This window comes from Dyadobacter arcticus (assembly GCF_011762185.1).
Classification (GTDB): Bacteria; Bacteroidota; Bacteroidia; order Cytophagales; family Spirosomataceae; genus Dyadobacter; species Dyadobacter arcticus.
Genome location: NZ_JAASQJ010000002.1, coordinates 1,115,035 through 1,130,202 on the forward strand (window position 1 = coordinate 1,115,035; position 15,168 = coordinate 1,130,202).

The 15,168-nt window shown below is 42.3% G+C and carries 14 protein-coding genes and 1 riboswitch; of the genes, 5 read left to right on the plus strand and 9 right to left on the minus strand.

Going from position 1 to position 15,168, the window contains the following annotated elements:
* The first annotated feature begins 205 nt into the window (after positions 1 to 205).
* The 3 genes from FHS68_RS12465 (at position 206) to FHS68_RS12475 (ending at position 3,357) form a co-directional block, all read left to right on the plus strand.
* A complete protein-coding gene (locus tag FHS68_RS12465; protein ID WP_208408289.1) occupies positions 206 to 820 on the plus strand; it encodes an RNA polymerase sigma factor in 615 nt (204 codons plus the stop codon).
* Positions 810 to 2,384 carry a hypothetical protein gene (locus FHS68_RS12470; protein ID WP_167270447.1) on the plus strand — a complete coding sequence of 525 codons (1,575 nt, stop codon included), beginning with the start codon at positions 810 to 812 and terminating at the stop codon, positions 2,382 to 2,384. Before FHS68_RS12465 ends, FHS68_RS12470 begins: the two co-directional genes overlap by 11 nt.
* Before the next feature lie 88 nt (positions 2,385 to 2,472).
* Positions 2,473 to 3,357, plus strand: a complete 885-nt coding sequence (locus tag FHS68_RS12475) for a Ppx/GppA phosphatase family protein (protein WP_167270449.1) — start codon at positions 2,473 to 2,475, stop codon at positions 3,355 to 3,357.
* A gap of 31 nt (positions 3,358 to 3,388) precedes the next feature.
* Here FHS68_RS12475 and FHS68_RS12480 read toward each other — a convergent pair whose 3' ends face one another.
* From FHS68_RS12480 to FHS68_RS12520, 9 genes are all read right to left on the minus strand, one after another.
* Positions 3,389 to 3,757: an SxtJ family membrane protein gene (locus FHS68_RS12480; RefSeq protein WP_167270451.1), complete on the minus strand. Its 369-nt coding sequence runs from the start codon at positions 3,755 to 3,757 to the stop codon at positions 3,389 to 3,391.
* Between the two features lie 84 nt (positions 3,758 to 3,841).
* Complete coding sequence (locus FHS68_RS12485; protein WP_015812275.1) at positions 3,842 to 3,991, minus strand: DUF5989 family protein; 150 nt, start codon at positions 3,989 to 3,991, stop codon at positions 3,842 to 3,844.
* Between the two features lie 70 nt (positions 3,992 to 4,061).
* Positions 4,062 to 5,177, minus strand: a complete 1,116-nt coding sequence (locus FHS68_RS12490; RefSeq protein ID WP_167270453.1) for an SGNH/GDSL hydrolase family protein — start codon at positions 5,175 to 5,177, stop codon at positions 4,062 to 4,064.
* Between the two features lie 25 nt (positions 5,178 to 5,202).
* Positions 5,203 to 7,065: a carbamoyltransferase family protein gene (locus tag FHS68_RS12495; protein WP_167270455.1), complete on the minus strand. Its 1,863-nt coding sequence runs from the start codon at positions 7,063 to 7,065 to the stop codon at positions 5,203 to 5,205.
* 147 nt (positions 7,066 to 7,212) lie between these two features.
* The gene (locus FHS68_RS12500; RefSeq protein ID WP_167270457.1) at positions 7,213 to 8,247 is read right to left on the minus strand and encodes a hypothetical protein; all 1,035 of its coding nucleotides are present in this window, start codon (positions 8,245 to 8,247) and stop codon (positions 7,213 to 7,215) included.
* Between the two features lie 472 nt (positions 8,248 to 8,719).
* Positions 8,720 to 11,041 carry a 5-methyltetrahydropteroyltriglutamate--homocysteine S-methyltransferase gene (gene metE, locus FHS68_RS12505; RefSeq protein ID WP_167270459.1) on the minus strand — a complete coding sequence of 774 codons (2,322 nt, stop codon included), beginning with the start codon at positions 11,039 to 11,041 and terminating at the stop codon, positions 8,720 to 8,722.
* 207 nt (positions 11,042 to 11,248) lie between these two features.
* Positions 11,249 to 11,478: riboswitch (cobalamin riboswitch) on the minus strand.
* A 160-nt stretch (positions 11,479 to 11,638) separates the two neighbouring features.
* Positions 11,639 to 11,902: a type II toxin-antitoxin system RelE family toxin gene (locus FHS68_RS12510; RefSeq protein WP_167270461.1), complete on the minus strand. Its 264-nt coding sequence runs from the start codon at positions 11,900 to 11,902 to the stop codon at positions 11,639 to 11,641.
* Positions 11,903 to 11,904: 2 nt separating this feature from the next.
* The gene (locus tag FHS68_RS12515) at positions 11,905 to 12,144 is read right to left on the minus strand and encodes a hypothetical protein (RefSeq protein ID WP_167270463.1); all 240 of its coding nucleotides are present in this window, start codon (positions 12,142 to 12,144) and stop codon (positions 11,905 to 11,907) included.
* Positions 12,145 to 12,183: 39 nt separating this feature from the next.
* Positions 12,184 to 12,939 (minus strand): glucosamine-6-phosphate deaminase, encoded by a 756-nt coding sequence (locus FHS68_RS12520; RefSeq protein WP_229211868.1) that lies wholly within the window; start codon positions 12,937 to 12,939, stop codon positions 12,184 to 12,186.
* A gap of 140 nt (positions 12,940 to 13,079) precedes the next feature.
* On the opposite strand from FHS68_RS12520, the gene fumC reads away from it, so the two are divergent.
* Positions 13,080 to 14,480 carry a class II fumarate hydratase gene (fumC, locus tag FHS68_RS12525; RefSeq protein WP_167270465.1) on the plus strand — a complete coding sequence of 467 codons (1,401 nt, stop codon included), beginning with the start codon at positions 13,080 to 13,082 and terminating at the stop codon, positions 14,478 to 14,480.
* A 66-nt stretch (positions 14,481 to 14,546) separates the two neighbouring features.
* Positions 14,547 to 15,062 (plus strand): HEAT-like fold family protein, encoded by a 516-nt coding sequence (locus FHS68_RS12530; RefSeq protein WP_167270467.1) that lies wholly within the window; start codon positions 14,547 to 14,549, stop codon positions 15,060 to 15,062.
* Positions 15,063 to 15,168 lie beyond the last annotated feature (106 nt).

The window sequence follows — 15,168 nt, forward strand, 5'->3', positions numbered from 1 at the left end:
TATGATTTGAAAATGTTATAAAGGATTACGCCCTCGACAATTGCCCTGTTGCAAGAAAGAATGAATTTTTGGCAATTTTTTTAATTGAGTTTGCAAGAAGTTATTCTTGATAACGGGTATTTTTGTAAATTTTTGCAACATATCAGGATGTTAGAACGTAAGCTTTATTAGAGAATGCGATCCCTGACAATTTGATACCCTGACTTTGCTATTTGGAAGAAAAATATCTTTTGATGAACACGACTTTGACTCGGTCGTAGCGGCATGCATGGCTGGAAACAACCAGGCGCAAAGACATCTTTACAAACTGTTTTTCGGGTATTCAAAAAGCATTTGTCTTCGCTATACAAATACGACCGAAGAAGCCGAAGAGGTTTTGAATGAAGGGTTTCTAAAAGTTTTCAACAACCTGGGAAAATATGATTCCAATCATCCATTCAAAGCTTGGCTGAGAACGATTATGGTGAATACGGCGATTAGCTATTACCGTAAGCATAAAAAGCACAGCGAGGATGTTATTTCTTTGGAAGACGCACCATATCCCAAATTCGACGAAGACATTATAAGCCAGATCACCGCTGACGAAATCCTGGAATTAATTCAGCAAATCAAGCCAGTATATAAAAATGTATTCTTAATGTATGTTGTAGATGGTTACAACCACCGTGAAATTGCAGATTTACTGCAGCTTAATGAAGCAACAGTCCGCTCCCATTATGTTCGGGCGAGAGCCAGATTGCAGCATTTAATAAAACAGTATTACCCACATCTCTTCCCAAGTGATTGGGCCGTAAAGTCATTCAGAGGAAATGAAAACTAATCAATTTGAGAACACTATACGCCGGAAATTAGAGAGTATTCAGCCAGACTTTCAAGAGCAGGATTGGGCTAAAATGCAGCAATACATGCAGGTCCATACGCCTCCTACTCTCTGGCAACAATACGGTTCCTGGATTGGCTATGCAGCTGCTGCCTCGGTCACGACGGTCATGGCTTTTTTGTATGTGAACCAACTTTCCCAAAATGACCATTTGGTTACAGATGTTAAAAATCTTAAAAGCCAGATTGAAGTCATTCAGCAGCAACCTGTGCTTGCTGCCAAGACAGACACGATTTATTTGGTTCAAAAAGAGCCTGTTGTTGAAAACCATTACATCATTCCCGAGCGGCAACAGCAGTCTGAAGAATTAGCCGATAATGTTGGGCAACGCGGGAATGAACAACTTGGCAATGTAAATTTGGCTGATTCAGATAAACCTTTGATTGTTTCTCCTGAAATTGAGAACATCGCCAAGCCCAATGCTGAACTTGCTTTAAGGACTGACGTTGAGCCTGATTTAAAAACCAATATATCAACTAGTTATCCTGGAAAAAGCGATTCGAATGTTGAGAAGAACGGCGTAGAACCGACCTCTCCAGTAATTGAAAACGTTGAGATAGTATCGGATGTTCAATCTAAGGCTTTCGAAAATGAATCGGCGATTGCAGGCAATCAAGGTAATCTGTCGGGTGGCCAATTCCAAAAAGCATTGAACAGCGAGTTTGCTGACATGAATGTTAAAAGCGGCACGAGTCTAAATAATGGTCATTCAATTTCCCGACAAATGCAATATGAATTGGCGAGCCGTCTTTCTGCCAAACAAGTTCAGAAAGCACTAAGTCAAGTAAACACTCAGGTTATCAATAACGCACTTACCGCAAATACACAAATTACCAAAGCAACCGCTTCCGATAAGAAGATTGAGAAAACTAATAAGGCTGAAAACGTAATTCCTAAACTTAATCTGAAAGTACCTTATCGGTTTGGCGGAGGAATTGCTATTGAGGGCAATGGGCAGGCTAAAACAATCGTGGGCGAAGTGCTCATTGCCAAAAAATTCTCAATCACTGCCGGGATAAGCTGGCTCAAACTCAAACCAATGGAGTTTTTCACCGAAAAAATATTCCGTGAGAAAAATCGCAAGGACTTTAAAAGGACGCATCCCAATGAAGTTCCGCTCGCGTTTGATGTATATAACATCCGCGTAAACCCAACATTGGTACAAATACCCCTTACCGTCGCTTTCCGAAATAACATTAAAGACAATTGGGCGTACTATGCGGGTGTTGGCACAAATATTACGATTGCCTCCCGGGAAAAAGTGTCATTTGATTGCCGGGCTCCTAATAATCAGTATTTTAACCAGGTGTTTGACAAAAAGACTGATAACCCTGCCATCAACTCCATCAACTTCTCAATGGGGCTGGAAAAAACCTGGCACCCAATTGTTGTACAGGCGGAAGGGTATCTTTATACTTACTTCACACCGCTCACACCTTTAAGCCACAACGCGGGACCTGGGGTAAAGCTTAAATTATTGTATCAAATAGGTGGTAAAATGTAAATTAGAGCCATCACTTTCACGGACGGTGTAGAAACTTGTTCGTGAAAGTCCTACTTTTGGTATTTATTTACCCCCTATTATCGACTCTTTGAAATTCGCTGCAATAGATATTGGATCCAATGGTGCCCGAATGCAAATATCCTCTGTATTGCATGATGAAGGCATTTCCCGCTTCAAAAAGGTAGAGTACGTGCGCTTCCCGCTCCGCCTTGGGCATGATGTGTTTACCCAAGGACGAATCTCGCCCAATAGTGAAGATAGGATGATGAAGCTGATGCTAGCCTATCAGCTTTTGATGGAATTGCATGAAGTGGATGACTTCATGGCTTGCTCCACTTCGGCTATGCGTGAGGCGGAAAACGGTTTCGAAGTTCGTGACCATATTGAAAAAAGAACAGGAATTCACATTCAGATCATTGATGGCCAGCGTGAGGCTGAGCTGGTTAATAATGTTGTTGTGAAATCTTTGGCCGATGGGCAATATTTGCATATCGATGTCGGCGGTGGAAGTACAGAGCTCAATTTGTATAAAGATCGTGTCAAAATTAATGCTAAGTCCTTCAAATTGGGCTCGGTACGGCTTTTAGAGGGGAAAGAATCAAAGAATTCCTGGTTAAAAATCAAAGAGTGGATTAATCAAAATGTTGATTACAGCCTGCCAATAGAAGCCGTGGGAACTGGCGGAAACATTAATAAGCTCTTCGACCTTTCCTCTAAACTATCCGAAAGTTCTACTAGTATAGATGAAATTGAAAGAATGCGGGATTATATCTCACATTTTACTTTTGATGAAAGGGTTAATAAGCTTCAACTCAATCCGGATCGTGCCGATGTAATCGTTCCTGCCGGTGATATTTATCTTTCCGCCATGAAGTGGGCTGGTGCCGCGGTCATCCATGTTCCGGATGTGGGACTCAAAGATGGTATGCTGCAATTGCTTTATGATCGCGCATGCCGCAAAAAAAAGGCCTGAGACAGGCCTTTAAATTTTCACTTCAATATTACTACCAAACCTGCTCCAAATCTTTTGGGCCGTATTTGTGATTTCGTTCGGTAAAAACAGAACCGCTGCTTTCGCGTTTCAGAGCCAAGTGATCCTTTTTGCCTAATTTGGCAATTGCTGCAACCGGAAACAGAACGATAAAGAAAACCGCCGATAAAAGGATCTTACCATTAATAGCCCCCAGGACTTCGGCAATTTTATACCATCCCTTCACGATCAGATCTCCAACAACCGGAATGGCAATGCTTAAAACGCCAACTGCAGCAGCTGCGACCAGGAAGTAAGGATATCTGGATTTAAAAATAAAGTATAATACGACCAACCCGGTAACAATGACCAACTGCGCCTTGGCCTTTTCTGATTCACTCATCTGATATATGGAAAGTTGTAATACGCTGGTATTCAAGATACCAGCGCATAAGTAAATTCTTAGTTAAGTCTGTATAACAGGCTTTTAGAACAGTGTATAAATAAAGGGAGCCACAGCCGAACCTCCGCCAATCACGATCAATACTCCGATCAACAGCAGAACAATAATTACGGGAGCCAGCCACCATTTCTTGCGCTCCTTCATAAATGCAAATAAGTCTGTCAGAAAATCCATCTTGTTTTACGTTTTAATTCAATTATAAAATTAAAATACTTTCTTCATTATTAAGTCAAAAAACATGCGTTCAGTGCATTGCATTGTAAAGCCGGTCGGCAATAAGTCCATTTAGCGTAGCGCTTCCATGACCGTCATTCTTCCCCACCACACGCTCTTTTTCAGGAATTTTGACGATTCCATCATTAATCCCGACGATCTTAACCTGTTTGGCCCTAAGAAACTCCTCAACAGGTTTCGTATATCCAGCACTTTTATCAATTTGGAATAAAAATGGAATGAAAACCGCATACATTTCAGCTTTGGTACTATCTCTGTAAGAGGTAATTGCAGATAAGTCGCGTAGGTGCGGATTCAGGACGGTAGTATCCGTGTAGGCTGTCTGAACAAATTTTTCAAAAGTACTAAAACCTGCATGCGGCAATTGCCAGTAGATAAAGTTTGGCAAGTAAAACCGCTTTACGATTGTTGCCAGAGGTCCATTCAGGTCAGCATAGGGTTCTGCTCCTGATAAGGTCAGCCCTTTTTCCCGGCCAACTTTTTCAATGTCATTCGGAAAATATTCGAGTATAATAATATCCGGTTTCACCGGAAATTCCTGTAATCGCTTTGCTTCATCCCGGGTATCAGCACCCGACATTCCCAGGTTATAAACGGTGTATTTATCTGCACCAAGCTTAGCTTCCAGAATGTTGGAAAATCTTTCGTTCACGTCTTTCAAACCATGACCGGCGGCAAAAGAATCGCCAATCACCAATACCTGCTTTTTACCAACCTCTTCTATTATTTCTTTATCATGGTAGCCCAGTGAATTGACGGGCTTCCAATACTTTTCCCACCAAATCTGCGATGCTTTGGAAAGTACCCCTTCATGACTTTGCGGAATGTACATGAAAACAATTTCAAGGAAAATCAAGGTGACGATAAGCGGAATTGCGATGGTTATCACATTGGCTATCAAACCTTTGGCTTTGCTTTTTACTACACCGTAATAAAAAATCCTGAGGATTTCGATCATCAGCAAAAACCAGAATGCGAATTTTGCTAATCTGACGTACCAGCTATCACTCTGGGGGAAACCGGGATAGTCAAATTTGATATGAAATCTATCCGGGTAAAATAGAAATACAAAGAGCAGCCCGAGAAAAATAATCCTTATCAGACTGGTTACAATTTTAGATACCATTAGTGTTGCTGATCATGGAAGGTTATTAATCCAGAACAAATTCTTCCTTCCAATTGTCTTTCTCAAGCCACTCCGGTTGGAGTTTCTTATTAAAGATGAAATTGCCCACTACCAGATAATCCATTTCGGTACGCATAAAACATCTGTAAGAATCATTGGGAGTACATACGATCGGTTCCCCGCGGACATTGAAGCTGGTATTTACAATTACCGCATAACCTGTGAGGGCCTTGAAAGAATTGATCAGGTCGTAATAACGCGGATTGGTTTCTTTGTGAACCGTCTGAATCCTTGCAGAATAATCAATGTGGGTGATAGAAGGCAGGTCGGAACGTTCGAAATAAAGCTTTTCACGAAGATCCATTGAACTGTAATTCGCTGGAACATCTTTTCGACGCCTTTCAGCCACAGGATGGACTAAAAGCATATAAGGTGAAATGCCGTCGTAATCAAAGTAATCAGAGCAGTCTTCGGATAAAACGGATGGCGCAAAAGGCCTGAAAGATTCTCTATATTTAATTTTGAGGTTCAGTTTTTTCTGCATCTCAGCGTTTCTTGGATCGCCCAGGATACTTCTTCCTCCAAGAGCCCGGGGGCCAAATTCCATTCTTCCCTGAACCCACCCTACCACGTTTCCTTCGGACAATAATTTGGCGGCTTCATCTGCCAGTTCTCCGAAATTGTCATAGTAAGTATAAACCGCTTTGTATTTCTTTGCAGTCAATGCGACGTCCAGATCAGAGAATGTTGGCCCAAGATAGGAACCTCGCATTGCGTCAGCTTTCCAGGTAATATTTCTTTCCTGTTGAAAATAAATATGATAAGCCGCTTGTGCAGCGCCTAATGCACCTCCTGCGTCTCCCGCAGCAGGTTGAATAAAAATATCTTTGAAAATATTGGCTTTCTGAAGTTTCCCGTTGGACACGCAGTTCAATGCAACGCCACCTGCCATGCACAGATAATCCGCTCCTGTGAGTCGCTTGGCTTCTTTTGCCATCCGGATAACAGCCTCTTCAGTAATATTTTGAATGGCTAAACCCAGATTGCAATGAATGGCTTCCAAGGGATCTTCCGGCTTTCTTGTTTTAAATCCGAAAAGCGCCTCCCACTTATCCTCATTCACCATTTTCAACCCGGTTGCATAATCAAAATATTCCTGATCAAGCCAAACGGATCCATCTTCTTTCAGGTCTACAAGCTCTTTCAGAATGATATCTTCGTATTTTTTGATGTCAGGCGAATTTGGATCACCGTATGGAGCAAGGCCCATTAATTTATATTCGCCCGAATTAACCCTAAAACCCAGAAAATAGGTAAATGCAGAATATAAAAGACCTAAGGAATGGGGAAAGCGAAGTTCTTTAAGAATGCTGATATCCTTCCCTTCCCCGAGACAAATGGAAGCTGTTGCCCACTCGCCAACGCCATCAATCGTTAAAATGGCCGATTTTTCAAATGGGGAGGGATAGAAAGCACTTGCTGCGTGAGAAAGGTGATGCTCCGGGAAAAGCATCTTTACTTTTTTCTTTTTATCGTAGCCCAATTTCACCAGTTCTTCATTGATCAGGCGCTTCAAAAACATTTTTTCTTTAATCCAGACAGGCATTGCAGTCAGGAAAGACCTTACCCCTTTGGGTGCAAATGCATAGTAGGTTTCAAGCAATCTTTCGAATTTCAAAAGGGGCTTGTCGTAAAAAACGATCGCGTCAAGTTCGTTGAGGGATAATCCGCCATATTCCAGACAAAATGCTACGGCATTGGAGGGAAAACCTGGATCGTGCTTTTTACGGGTAAATCGTTCTTCCTGCGCTGCTGCTACAATTTCACCATTGTCAATAAGAGCCGCCGCAGAATCATGATAGAAAGCAGAAATACCTAAAATTTTCATTAAAATATTAAAATTATGTGTACAGTTACACCCATACCGTCTAAAAGGCGTGCAAGTTAAGCATTTTGCTTAACCGTGCAATCAGGCACTGTGCCGTTTGTCTAAAGGTAACGGGAGTTTAATAAACCAACAATCCCGAAAACATTCCTACTTAAGCAATTTTTGCCGGACCATAAATCGCTCGATTTCATGGGCAAATCTTTGCGCTCCCGGTTCACTTAAATGACATACGTCACAAAACAAAGTCGAATCTTTTGGCATTGCTGCTTCCATATCCAGGAAAAGCACTTTATTGTTTTGAACCAGTTTCCGAAGAACCTGATTATGCGTTTCTATTCCTTTCTTAACATTATCCGGTTTCCCCCATATTGTAACAGGCGATGCGTACATGCAACCCGCAAAATGTTTCATATCAATCTGTTCACCAGTCAATTTCACATTGGGTGGGAAATAAGTGGCGTAGCTCATCATTATCAACTTATCCCCGCGGAGCTTCGCAGTTTCGATCAGATCGGCGAGGTTCTTTTCGTAGGAAGCCGCCGTTTTAATGTCCGAACCATAAGCGGCATATTGTGGATCAACCTTCTCCTGACTGATGTAAACTTTGTGCGTTAATTTGTCGCTGATGTATTGGATCGTCCGCCCGACCAGATAGGGAATGACCGTAAAATTGATTTCGGGATGGGCTTGCAGAAGATGAATGTCGCTATACCACTTAATGTGAGAATAATCGTTTCTGAAATCCTTTGCAGGAATATTGTTCGCCCGATTTTCATTAATGGCTTCATAATAAACCACCAGGTCAAATCGCTGCTTTTCAAGTAATTTGTATTTTAAATAATTATCCAGTGAGGTATGTCCAGCCCCCGCAATATTATAAAATGCAAACTTCTTGTCCCCATATTCTTTTTTCAAAATCGTATCCAGCCTGCCTTCGAGATTGGACCATGGAGTGCTCACAACCGACCCGCCAAGAATCAAAATATCAAAAACCGCATCGTCACTTTTAATGACTTTTTTGCGGATAGGCTCCAGATTGGTGTAGTAGCTTTTATAAATGTTGTCTGATGGTTTCAGAAATGGGTAACCCAGAAAAACGACGCTTAACCGTAATAAAATCTCTGTTAGCAGAAAAAGAATCAGGAAAAATATAGAGGAAAAGATGAGTAAACGTAATCTCATTACGGTCCTATAACTGATAAGGTTAAATGCAAAGATAGTAATCCCGAAAATCTTTGAAACAATATATCAGCTGCTTACCTATAATACTATCGTTAAATATCAAAAATTAATCCTAGTCGGGTTAAAGGGGTCCGGGGTGTCCAATGTTGTTCGGGATGGGCCGGTGTAGTTCGGAATGGTCATTGAGTTATTAATTGTCAATTATGGTCATTTGTTGTTTGGGTGGTTCGGAACGGTTTGGGTAGTACGGGGGTGGTATGGGATAGTTCGGAATTGTCATAGGGTCATAATTGGTTTGATTTTTCTAGTTAACTATACAAAAACTTCATAATAAATGACATTTCCTGAAAACAAATGACGAAACCTGACTAAAAAATGAGCCCTGCAACAATACCGAACAATCCCGAACAACAAATGACCACCTCTGACCACAAATGACAAAACCTGATCTCAAACGACCACCCCGAACCAATTACTGCCCCACCGCCACCGATTCCCTAAGCAAATTTGCCGCCGAGATCATGTTACGCAAAGCGGCTTCGGTCTCCGGCCATTTGCGCGTTTTCAGGCCGCAATCAGGATTCACCCATAAGTTTCGAGCAGGGATAACCTTCAAGGCTTTTTCCAGCAGTGTCACCATTTCGTCGACGGTCGGCACCCTTGGAGAATGAATGTCGTAAACGCCTGGCCCGATTTCATTTGGATAATTGAATGCTGAAAACGCATCAAGTAACTCCATTTGGGAACGGGATGTTTCAATGGTGATCACATCTGCATCCATAGCAGCAATGGAATCGATGATGTCATTAAATTCGGAATAGCACATATGCGTATGGATTTGCGTTTGATCAGCCACACCTGCTGCGCTGAGCCTGAATGCATCAACTGCCCATTTCAGATAATTCTGCCAAGCTGATTTCCTGAGCGGTAACCCTTCGCGAATTGCCGGTTCGTCGATCTGTATCACCTTAATTCCGGCTTTTTCAAGATCGACCACTTCGTCCCTGATGGCTAACCCAATCTGAAAAGCGGTATCTTTTCGAGGCTGATCGTCCCGAACAAACGACCATTGCAATATCGTAACCGGACCGGTTAGCATTCCTTTTACCAGTTTTTCGGAGTTTGCCTGCGCGAAAGCCGACCATTTAACGGTCATTGGCTCAGGCCTTTCCACATCCCCGAAAATGATTGGTGGCTTCACACAACGGCTTCCGTAACTTTGCACCCAGCCATTTTGCGTGAAAACAAATCCGGACAAACTTTCGCCAAAGTATTCAACCATATCGTTTCTCTCAAATTCTCCATGCACCAGCACGTCAATTCCCAAATCTTCCTGCCAGCGAAGCGAACTAATGATCTCTTCGCGGATGCGATCCTCATATTGATCAATGGTAATCACATTCTTTTTCAGGTCCGACCTCAGTTTCCGAACTTCGTCGGTTTGCGGGAAAGAGCCGATCGTGGTAGAAGGAAATAGTGGCAGCTCTAATTTCTCAAGTTGCAGCATCTGTCTCGCGGAAAATGCACTTACCCTTTCAAAATCAGCATCCACGATCGATTCAGCCCGTTTTTTTACTTCCGGTTTATGGATTAATGAAGAATTTTTGCGACTTGCAATGGCGTTCTGGTTATTGATAAAATCTTCCTCCAATTCCCAATCAGTCCTTACAAGTCTGGCGAGATGCGAAACCTCATTTAATTTTTGTTTGGCAAATGCCATCCAATTTTTGATTTCGCCGGTCAGAACGTTTTCGTTCGTTTCGAGATCCAGGTCATGTGGGCTATGAAGTAGTGAGCACGAAGGCGCGACCATGACACGGTTTTCACCTAAAACTTCAATGGCCCGATTGATAAATTCCAATGATTTTTGGTAGTCATTTTTCCAAATATTCCTTCCGTCCACAACGCCTAGCGATAGTTTTTTGAATGATAAAACAAAATCCTCATCGCTTAAAATCACAGGCAAACTTTCTGCACCTCTGGTCAAATCAATATGTAATGCATCAATGCACAATCCTGTGGCGGTCGATAAATTATCCTCCAAAGCGCCGAAATAGGTAGCTACAAGGATCTTTAATGGTTGTACAGCCTCTCTGATCTGTTCATAGGCACTTTGAAATGCTAGTTTTTGTTTGTGCGACAAATCCAGGACCAGGCCTGGCTCATCCAGCTGAACCCATTCAGCACCACGGGAAGACAATTCTTTGAGTATTGAAATATATTCTGGCAGCAGGGTATCCAGCAGATCCATTTTATCGAAACCATCTTCCTTTTCCTTTCCCAAAAGGAGGTAAGTCACCGGCCCAATCAGAACAGGTTTTGTCTTGATCCCTTTTTGCAGCGCATCTTCAAATTCAAGTAAAACCTTGTCTGAATAACGGCTGAACATTTGATTTCTAGTAAATTCAGGAACCAGGTAATGATAATTGGTATCAAACCATTTGGTCATTTCCATCGCCTTGATATCGAGACCATTTTGCTGATAACCCCTTGCCATTGCGAAATAAATATCCAATTCACGGTTCGATTTTCCATCAATTAATTGGTGGTATCGCTCCGGAATGGCACCGACCATCAGAGAGGTGTCCAGTACCTGGTCATACAATGAAAAATCGTTGGAAGGAATAAGGTCAATTCCAGCATTCCTCTGGATCTCCCAGTTTTGGTGGCGAATCTTTCTGGCGACTTTTTGGAGTTCTTCCCGGTTGATTTTACCTGACCAGAATTGTTCATTCGCCTTTTTAAGTTCGCGTTGGCTTCCTACGCGCGGATAGCCGAGGCTGTGTGACAACATTAGCATTTGTGTTTAAGAGTTAATAAAAACCCTGTGAAAACACCCTCCCATCCTGATTCCTGATTTCTTGGAAATACTGATCAGTACTAAATAAATTACACCATCCTATGCTCTGGAAACGGACATTGAATGATCCGATCGGGAGCCTGGAAACTGTAATTATATTTTGGTAAATCAATACTTGACTACTCTCCATCCGTGAGAGAAGAGCCATTGAGGGTAGCGGCAAGTCTCCTGGCTTGTATCAGTTTTTGCCGCCCTTCTCGTTGCATCGAATACTTTCTGCAATAATGGGACACTAGGGCAAAAACCTGCTCCTTTCATGGAACAGATACTTACAGTAGCACGACTGCCCGTGATTTGCACACGGTTCCTTTTTGTTTTGCTATATTTTGGATGAGGGTTCCAAAGCAAAAACCACTACCCCGATTGACGGGCGTTCACAAAGAACAGTCCAAATGTAGATTGAAAAATAATGGTCGGGAAGAAGCGTCCCGATTTAAGTGAATTGGCTAAAAATTCGGTTTTTATTTAGGATAAATTATCTTTTTTGCCTAAAAAACAAAGGCTTCAAAAGTGAATTTTTGAAGCCTTTAATTATGGGAAGTACTTGTAAATTTCTTTTCTATGCAGAACTCTGGTTAAAATCAAATTGTCTTCTTCTAGCAATACACCAACCCGATAGTCTCCAATTCTAATGCGAAAAGCATTTGAATAGCCTTTCATTTTTTTAACGTTGGATAACTGGCCGAAATGTTCAACTAAGCCGACACTTTCAACCAAACTCTTTATACCTGACTTAGTGTCTTCTGGGACTTTCTTGGTATCTCTGATAAATGATTTGGCATACTCATATTTCATTGTTACTTACCAAAAAGATACGATTCAAATTCCTGCCTCTCTTTTTGACTAGCAATTCCCTCTTTTCTTCCCTCCTCCATGGCTAGGCCAAGTGCCAAATCTTCCTCATCATCCGAAAGGACGTGTTCTTTAACATCAATATCTAGAGCCTTCAGAATTGTCATTAATGCCTCTTTTTGAGAATTTGTAACTGAAACATCCAGCATAATTCTCTCTTTCCCACTTAGCGAAATCGTTTCCATTTTGATAGCTATTGACAATTCCTATAAAGTTAAATACAATTATTTATTTAAAGCAATTTCCTGCCCCGCCTCTTCATCCAATATAAACTCAGCATTCAAATGATTTTGCAAAGCAGTTGCCGGAAAATCGGTGGTCACAGGAAATGCGAGGGCCCGGCTGATCACGGCTGCTTTTGATGTCCCCGAAGCAAGTAAAATAGCCGTTTTTGCTTCGAGCATATGTCTGATACCGACCGTGATTCCTTTGGTAAGTATTGTCGGTTTCTTGAAGTATTTCTGTCCCACTTCAATTGTAATTGGCGCCAGGTCGGATATGTGTGCATAGGTATCCCAGGGTGTTCCCGGCTCATTCAATGCAAGGTGTCCATTCATCCCCACGCCTAGCACAATCAAATCCAGTCCGCCCAGACTTTCCACTACTTTATTAACTCTTTCACATTCGGACTCCGGATTCAAAGCTTTTCCGTCAAAATACACTATCTGGTTTTCTCTCAATCCAATCGGTTTTAAAAAATCCCTATCGAGCAAATCGCGGCAGCTTCCATCATCATCCGCACCCAGCCCGATCCATTCATCCAATCCAATAAAAACGCATTTTGAAAAATCTGTATCCCCTTTTTGACTTTTAGCAACCAATGCCTGAAACATGCCCAGCGGCGTGCTGCCGGAAGGGAGGCAAATTACTGCATCCGGTTTTTTGGACAAAAGTGTCATCACTCTCTCAGCCGCAGCCATACTCATTGTTTGATAATCGGGGTAAATACTAAGTTTCGGGGTCATAATAGAAATGATCATTAAATGCAGTTTGACAATCTAAAACATTCTTTTCAATCGGCTTAACATTTATCCCCAAAAAATACCAAAAACAGCTAACCCGATCCTAACTTTACCACCTAATCCGCATTCATCGTTTTCAATATCACCATACATTAAAAATGGAATACCGTATAGAAAAAGATACCATGGGCGAAGTACAGGTACCTGCTCATGTATACTGGGGCGCTCAGACGCAACGCTCAATCCAGAATTTCCCGATTGCGCAGGACATTAACAAAATGCCGAAGGAGATCATCAGAGCCTTTGCATATCTTAAAAAAGCAGCCGCGATTACTAATTTTGAAGCTGGTATCCTCCCCAAAGAGAAAAGCGACCTTATCGGACTAGTTTGTGATGAAATCCTAACGGAACAACTGGATGACCAATTTCCGCTGGTAGTATGGCAAACGGGATCCGGAACGCAATCCAACATGAATTGCAATGAGGTTATCGCTTATCGCGGACATGTGGTACAAGGAGGCGATTTGTCGGACAAAACGAAATTCCTTCATCCTAATGATGACGTGAACAAATCACAGTCGTCGAATGACACCTATCCTACCGCAATGCATATTGCGGCCTATAAAATCCTGGTGGATGTGACAATTCCGGGCATTACCAGGCTAAGGAATACGCTCAGAGCAAAATCTGAAGCTTTTAAAAGTGTGGTAAAAATCGGCCGAACCCACTTTATGGATGCAACCCCGCTCACGCTGGGACAGGAATTTTCCGGTTATGCCTCCCAATTGGATCACGGTTTGCGCGCGATTTCTAACACATTGGCGCATCTCTCGGAGCTTGCATTGGGCGGTACTGCTGTTGGAACGGGAATTAATACGCCTGACGGTTACTCAGAAAACGTCGCCATGCATATCGCGCGATTGACTAGCCTCCCGTTCATCACTGCCGAAAACAAATTTGAAGCGCTTGCCGCTCATGATGCAATCGTGGAGGCACACGGCGCATTGAAAACGGTTGCGGTTAGCCTGATGAAAATCGGAAATGATATCAGAATGCTTTCTTCCGGCCCGCGTTCGGGAATTGGTGAAATTCATATTCCCGACAATGAACCGGGCAGTTCGATTATGCCTGGGAAGGTAAATCCCACCCAATGCGAGGCGATGACGATGGTAGCAGCACAAGTAATGGGCAATGATGTAGCGATTGGTATTGGCGGTTCCAATGGACATTTTGAATTAAATGTTTTTAAACCATTATTGGCCTACAACTTCTTGCATTCGGCACGTCTGATCGGAGATGTATGTGTTTCATTTAATGACAATTGCGCCATTGGTATTGAACCGCTTCATGAAAATATCAAAAAGCACGTTAACAATTCGCTGATGCTGGTTACTGCATTGAATACCAGGATAGGGTATTATAAAGCAGCTGAAATCGCCCAAACTGCGCATAAAAACGGATCGACATTGAAAGAAACGGCCGTTTCGCTGGGCTATCTTACTCCTGAGGAATTTGATGCGTGGGTGAAGCCTGAAGATATGGTTGGTAATGAGAAGTAGTTTTTTGTAAATATTGGAAAAAGTGCCCCCTAATTAAATTGGGGCACTTTTTTAGTATTAAAGAGTATGAATATCAAATCTGAACTGTTGGCCGAGCCGTTGCAATCTAAACGGGTAGCCATCCGCGTAGCCGATTATGCTTGTACCTCTGCCGATGCATTTGAAGCACTCATGCATTGTTTCCTGGCAGAGGATAGCAAGCTTTCGCAACGCGCCGCATATAGTTTAGGGATTGCCGCTGTAAAAGTACCCCACCTGGTTCAGCCTTATGTAGGCCAGCTGGTCAGTCAGTTGAAAAAGACTGGCTCACATGATGCCCTTAACCGGAATATTACCCGGATTTTTGAGGTAATACCAATACCTGAGGAATTTCACGGAGAGGTGATCGATGCTTGCTTTGGCTTTCTGGAAAACAGGCTAACTGCGATCGCAATACGGGCTTATTCATTGACAATACTATTCAATTTTTCAAAGATTTATCCTGAGATTAAAACTGAATTGCGCTTTCTAATTGAAGAAAGTCTGCACTACGAAAAACCTGCATTTGTGTCCAGAGGCAGGAAGATATTAACCCTTATTTGATCAAATAGGCCTGGGCTACCCGGGGAGGCAGCCAACTCTCACCTATTTTTATGATAGCCTGGAATGACTATTGCCAAACTAAATCCATGAAAAAAGGTAAATCGTT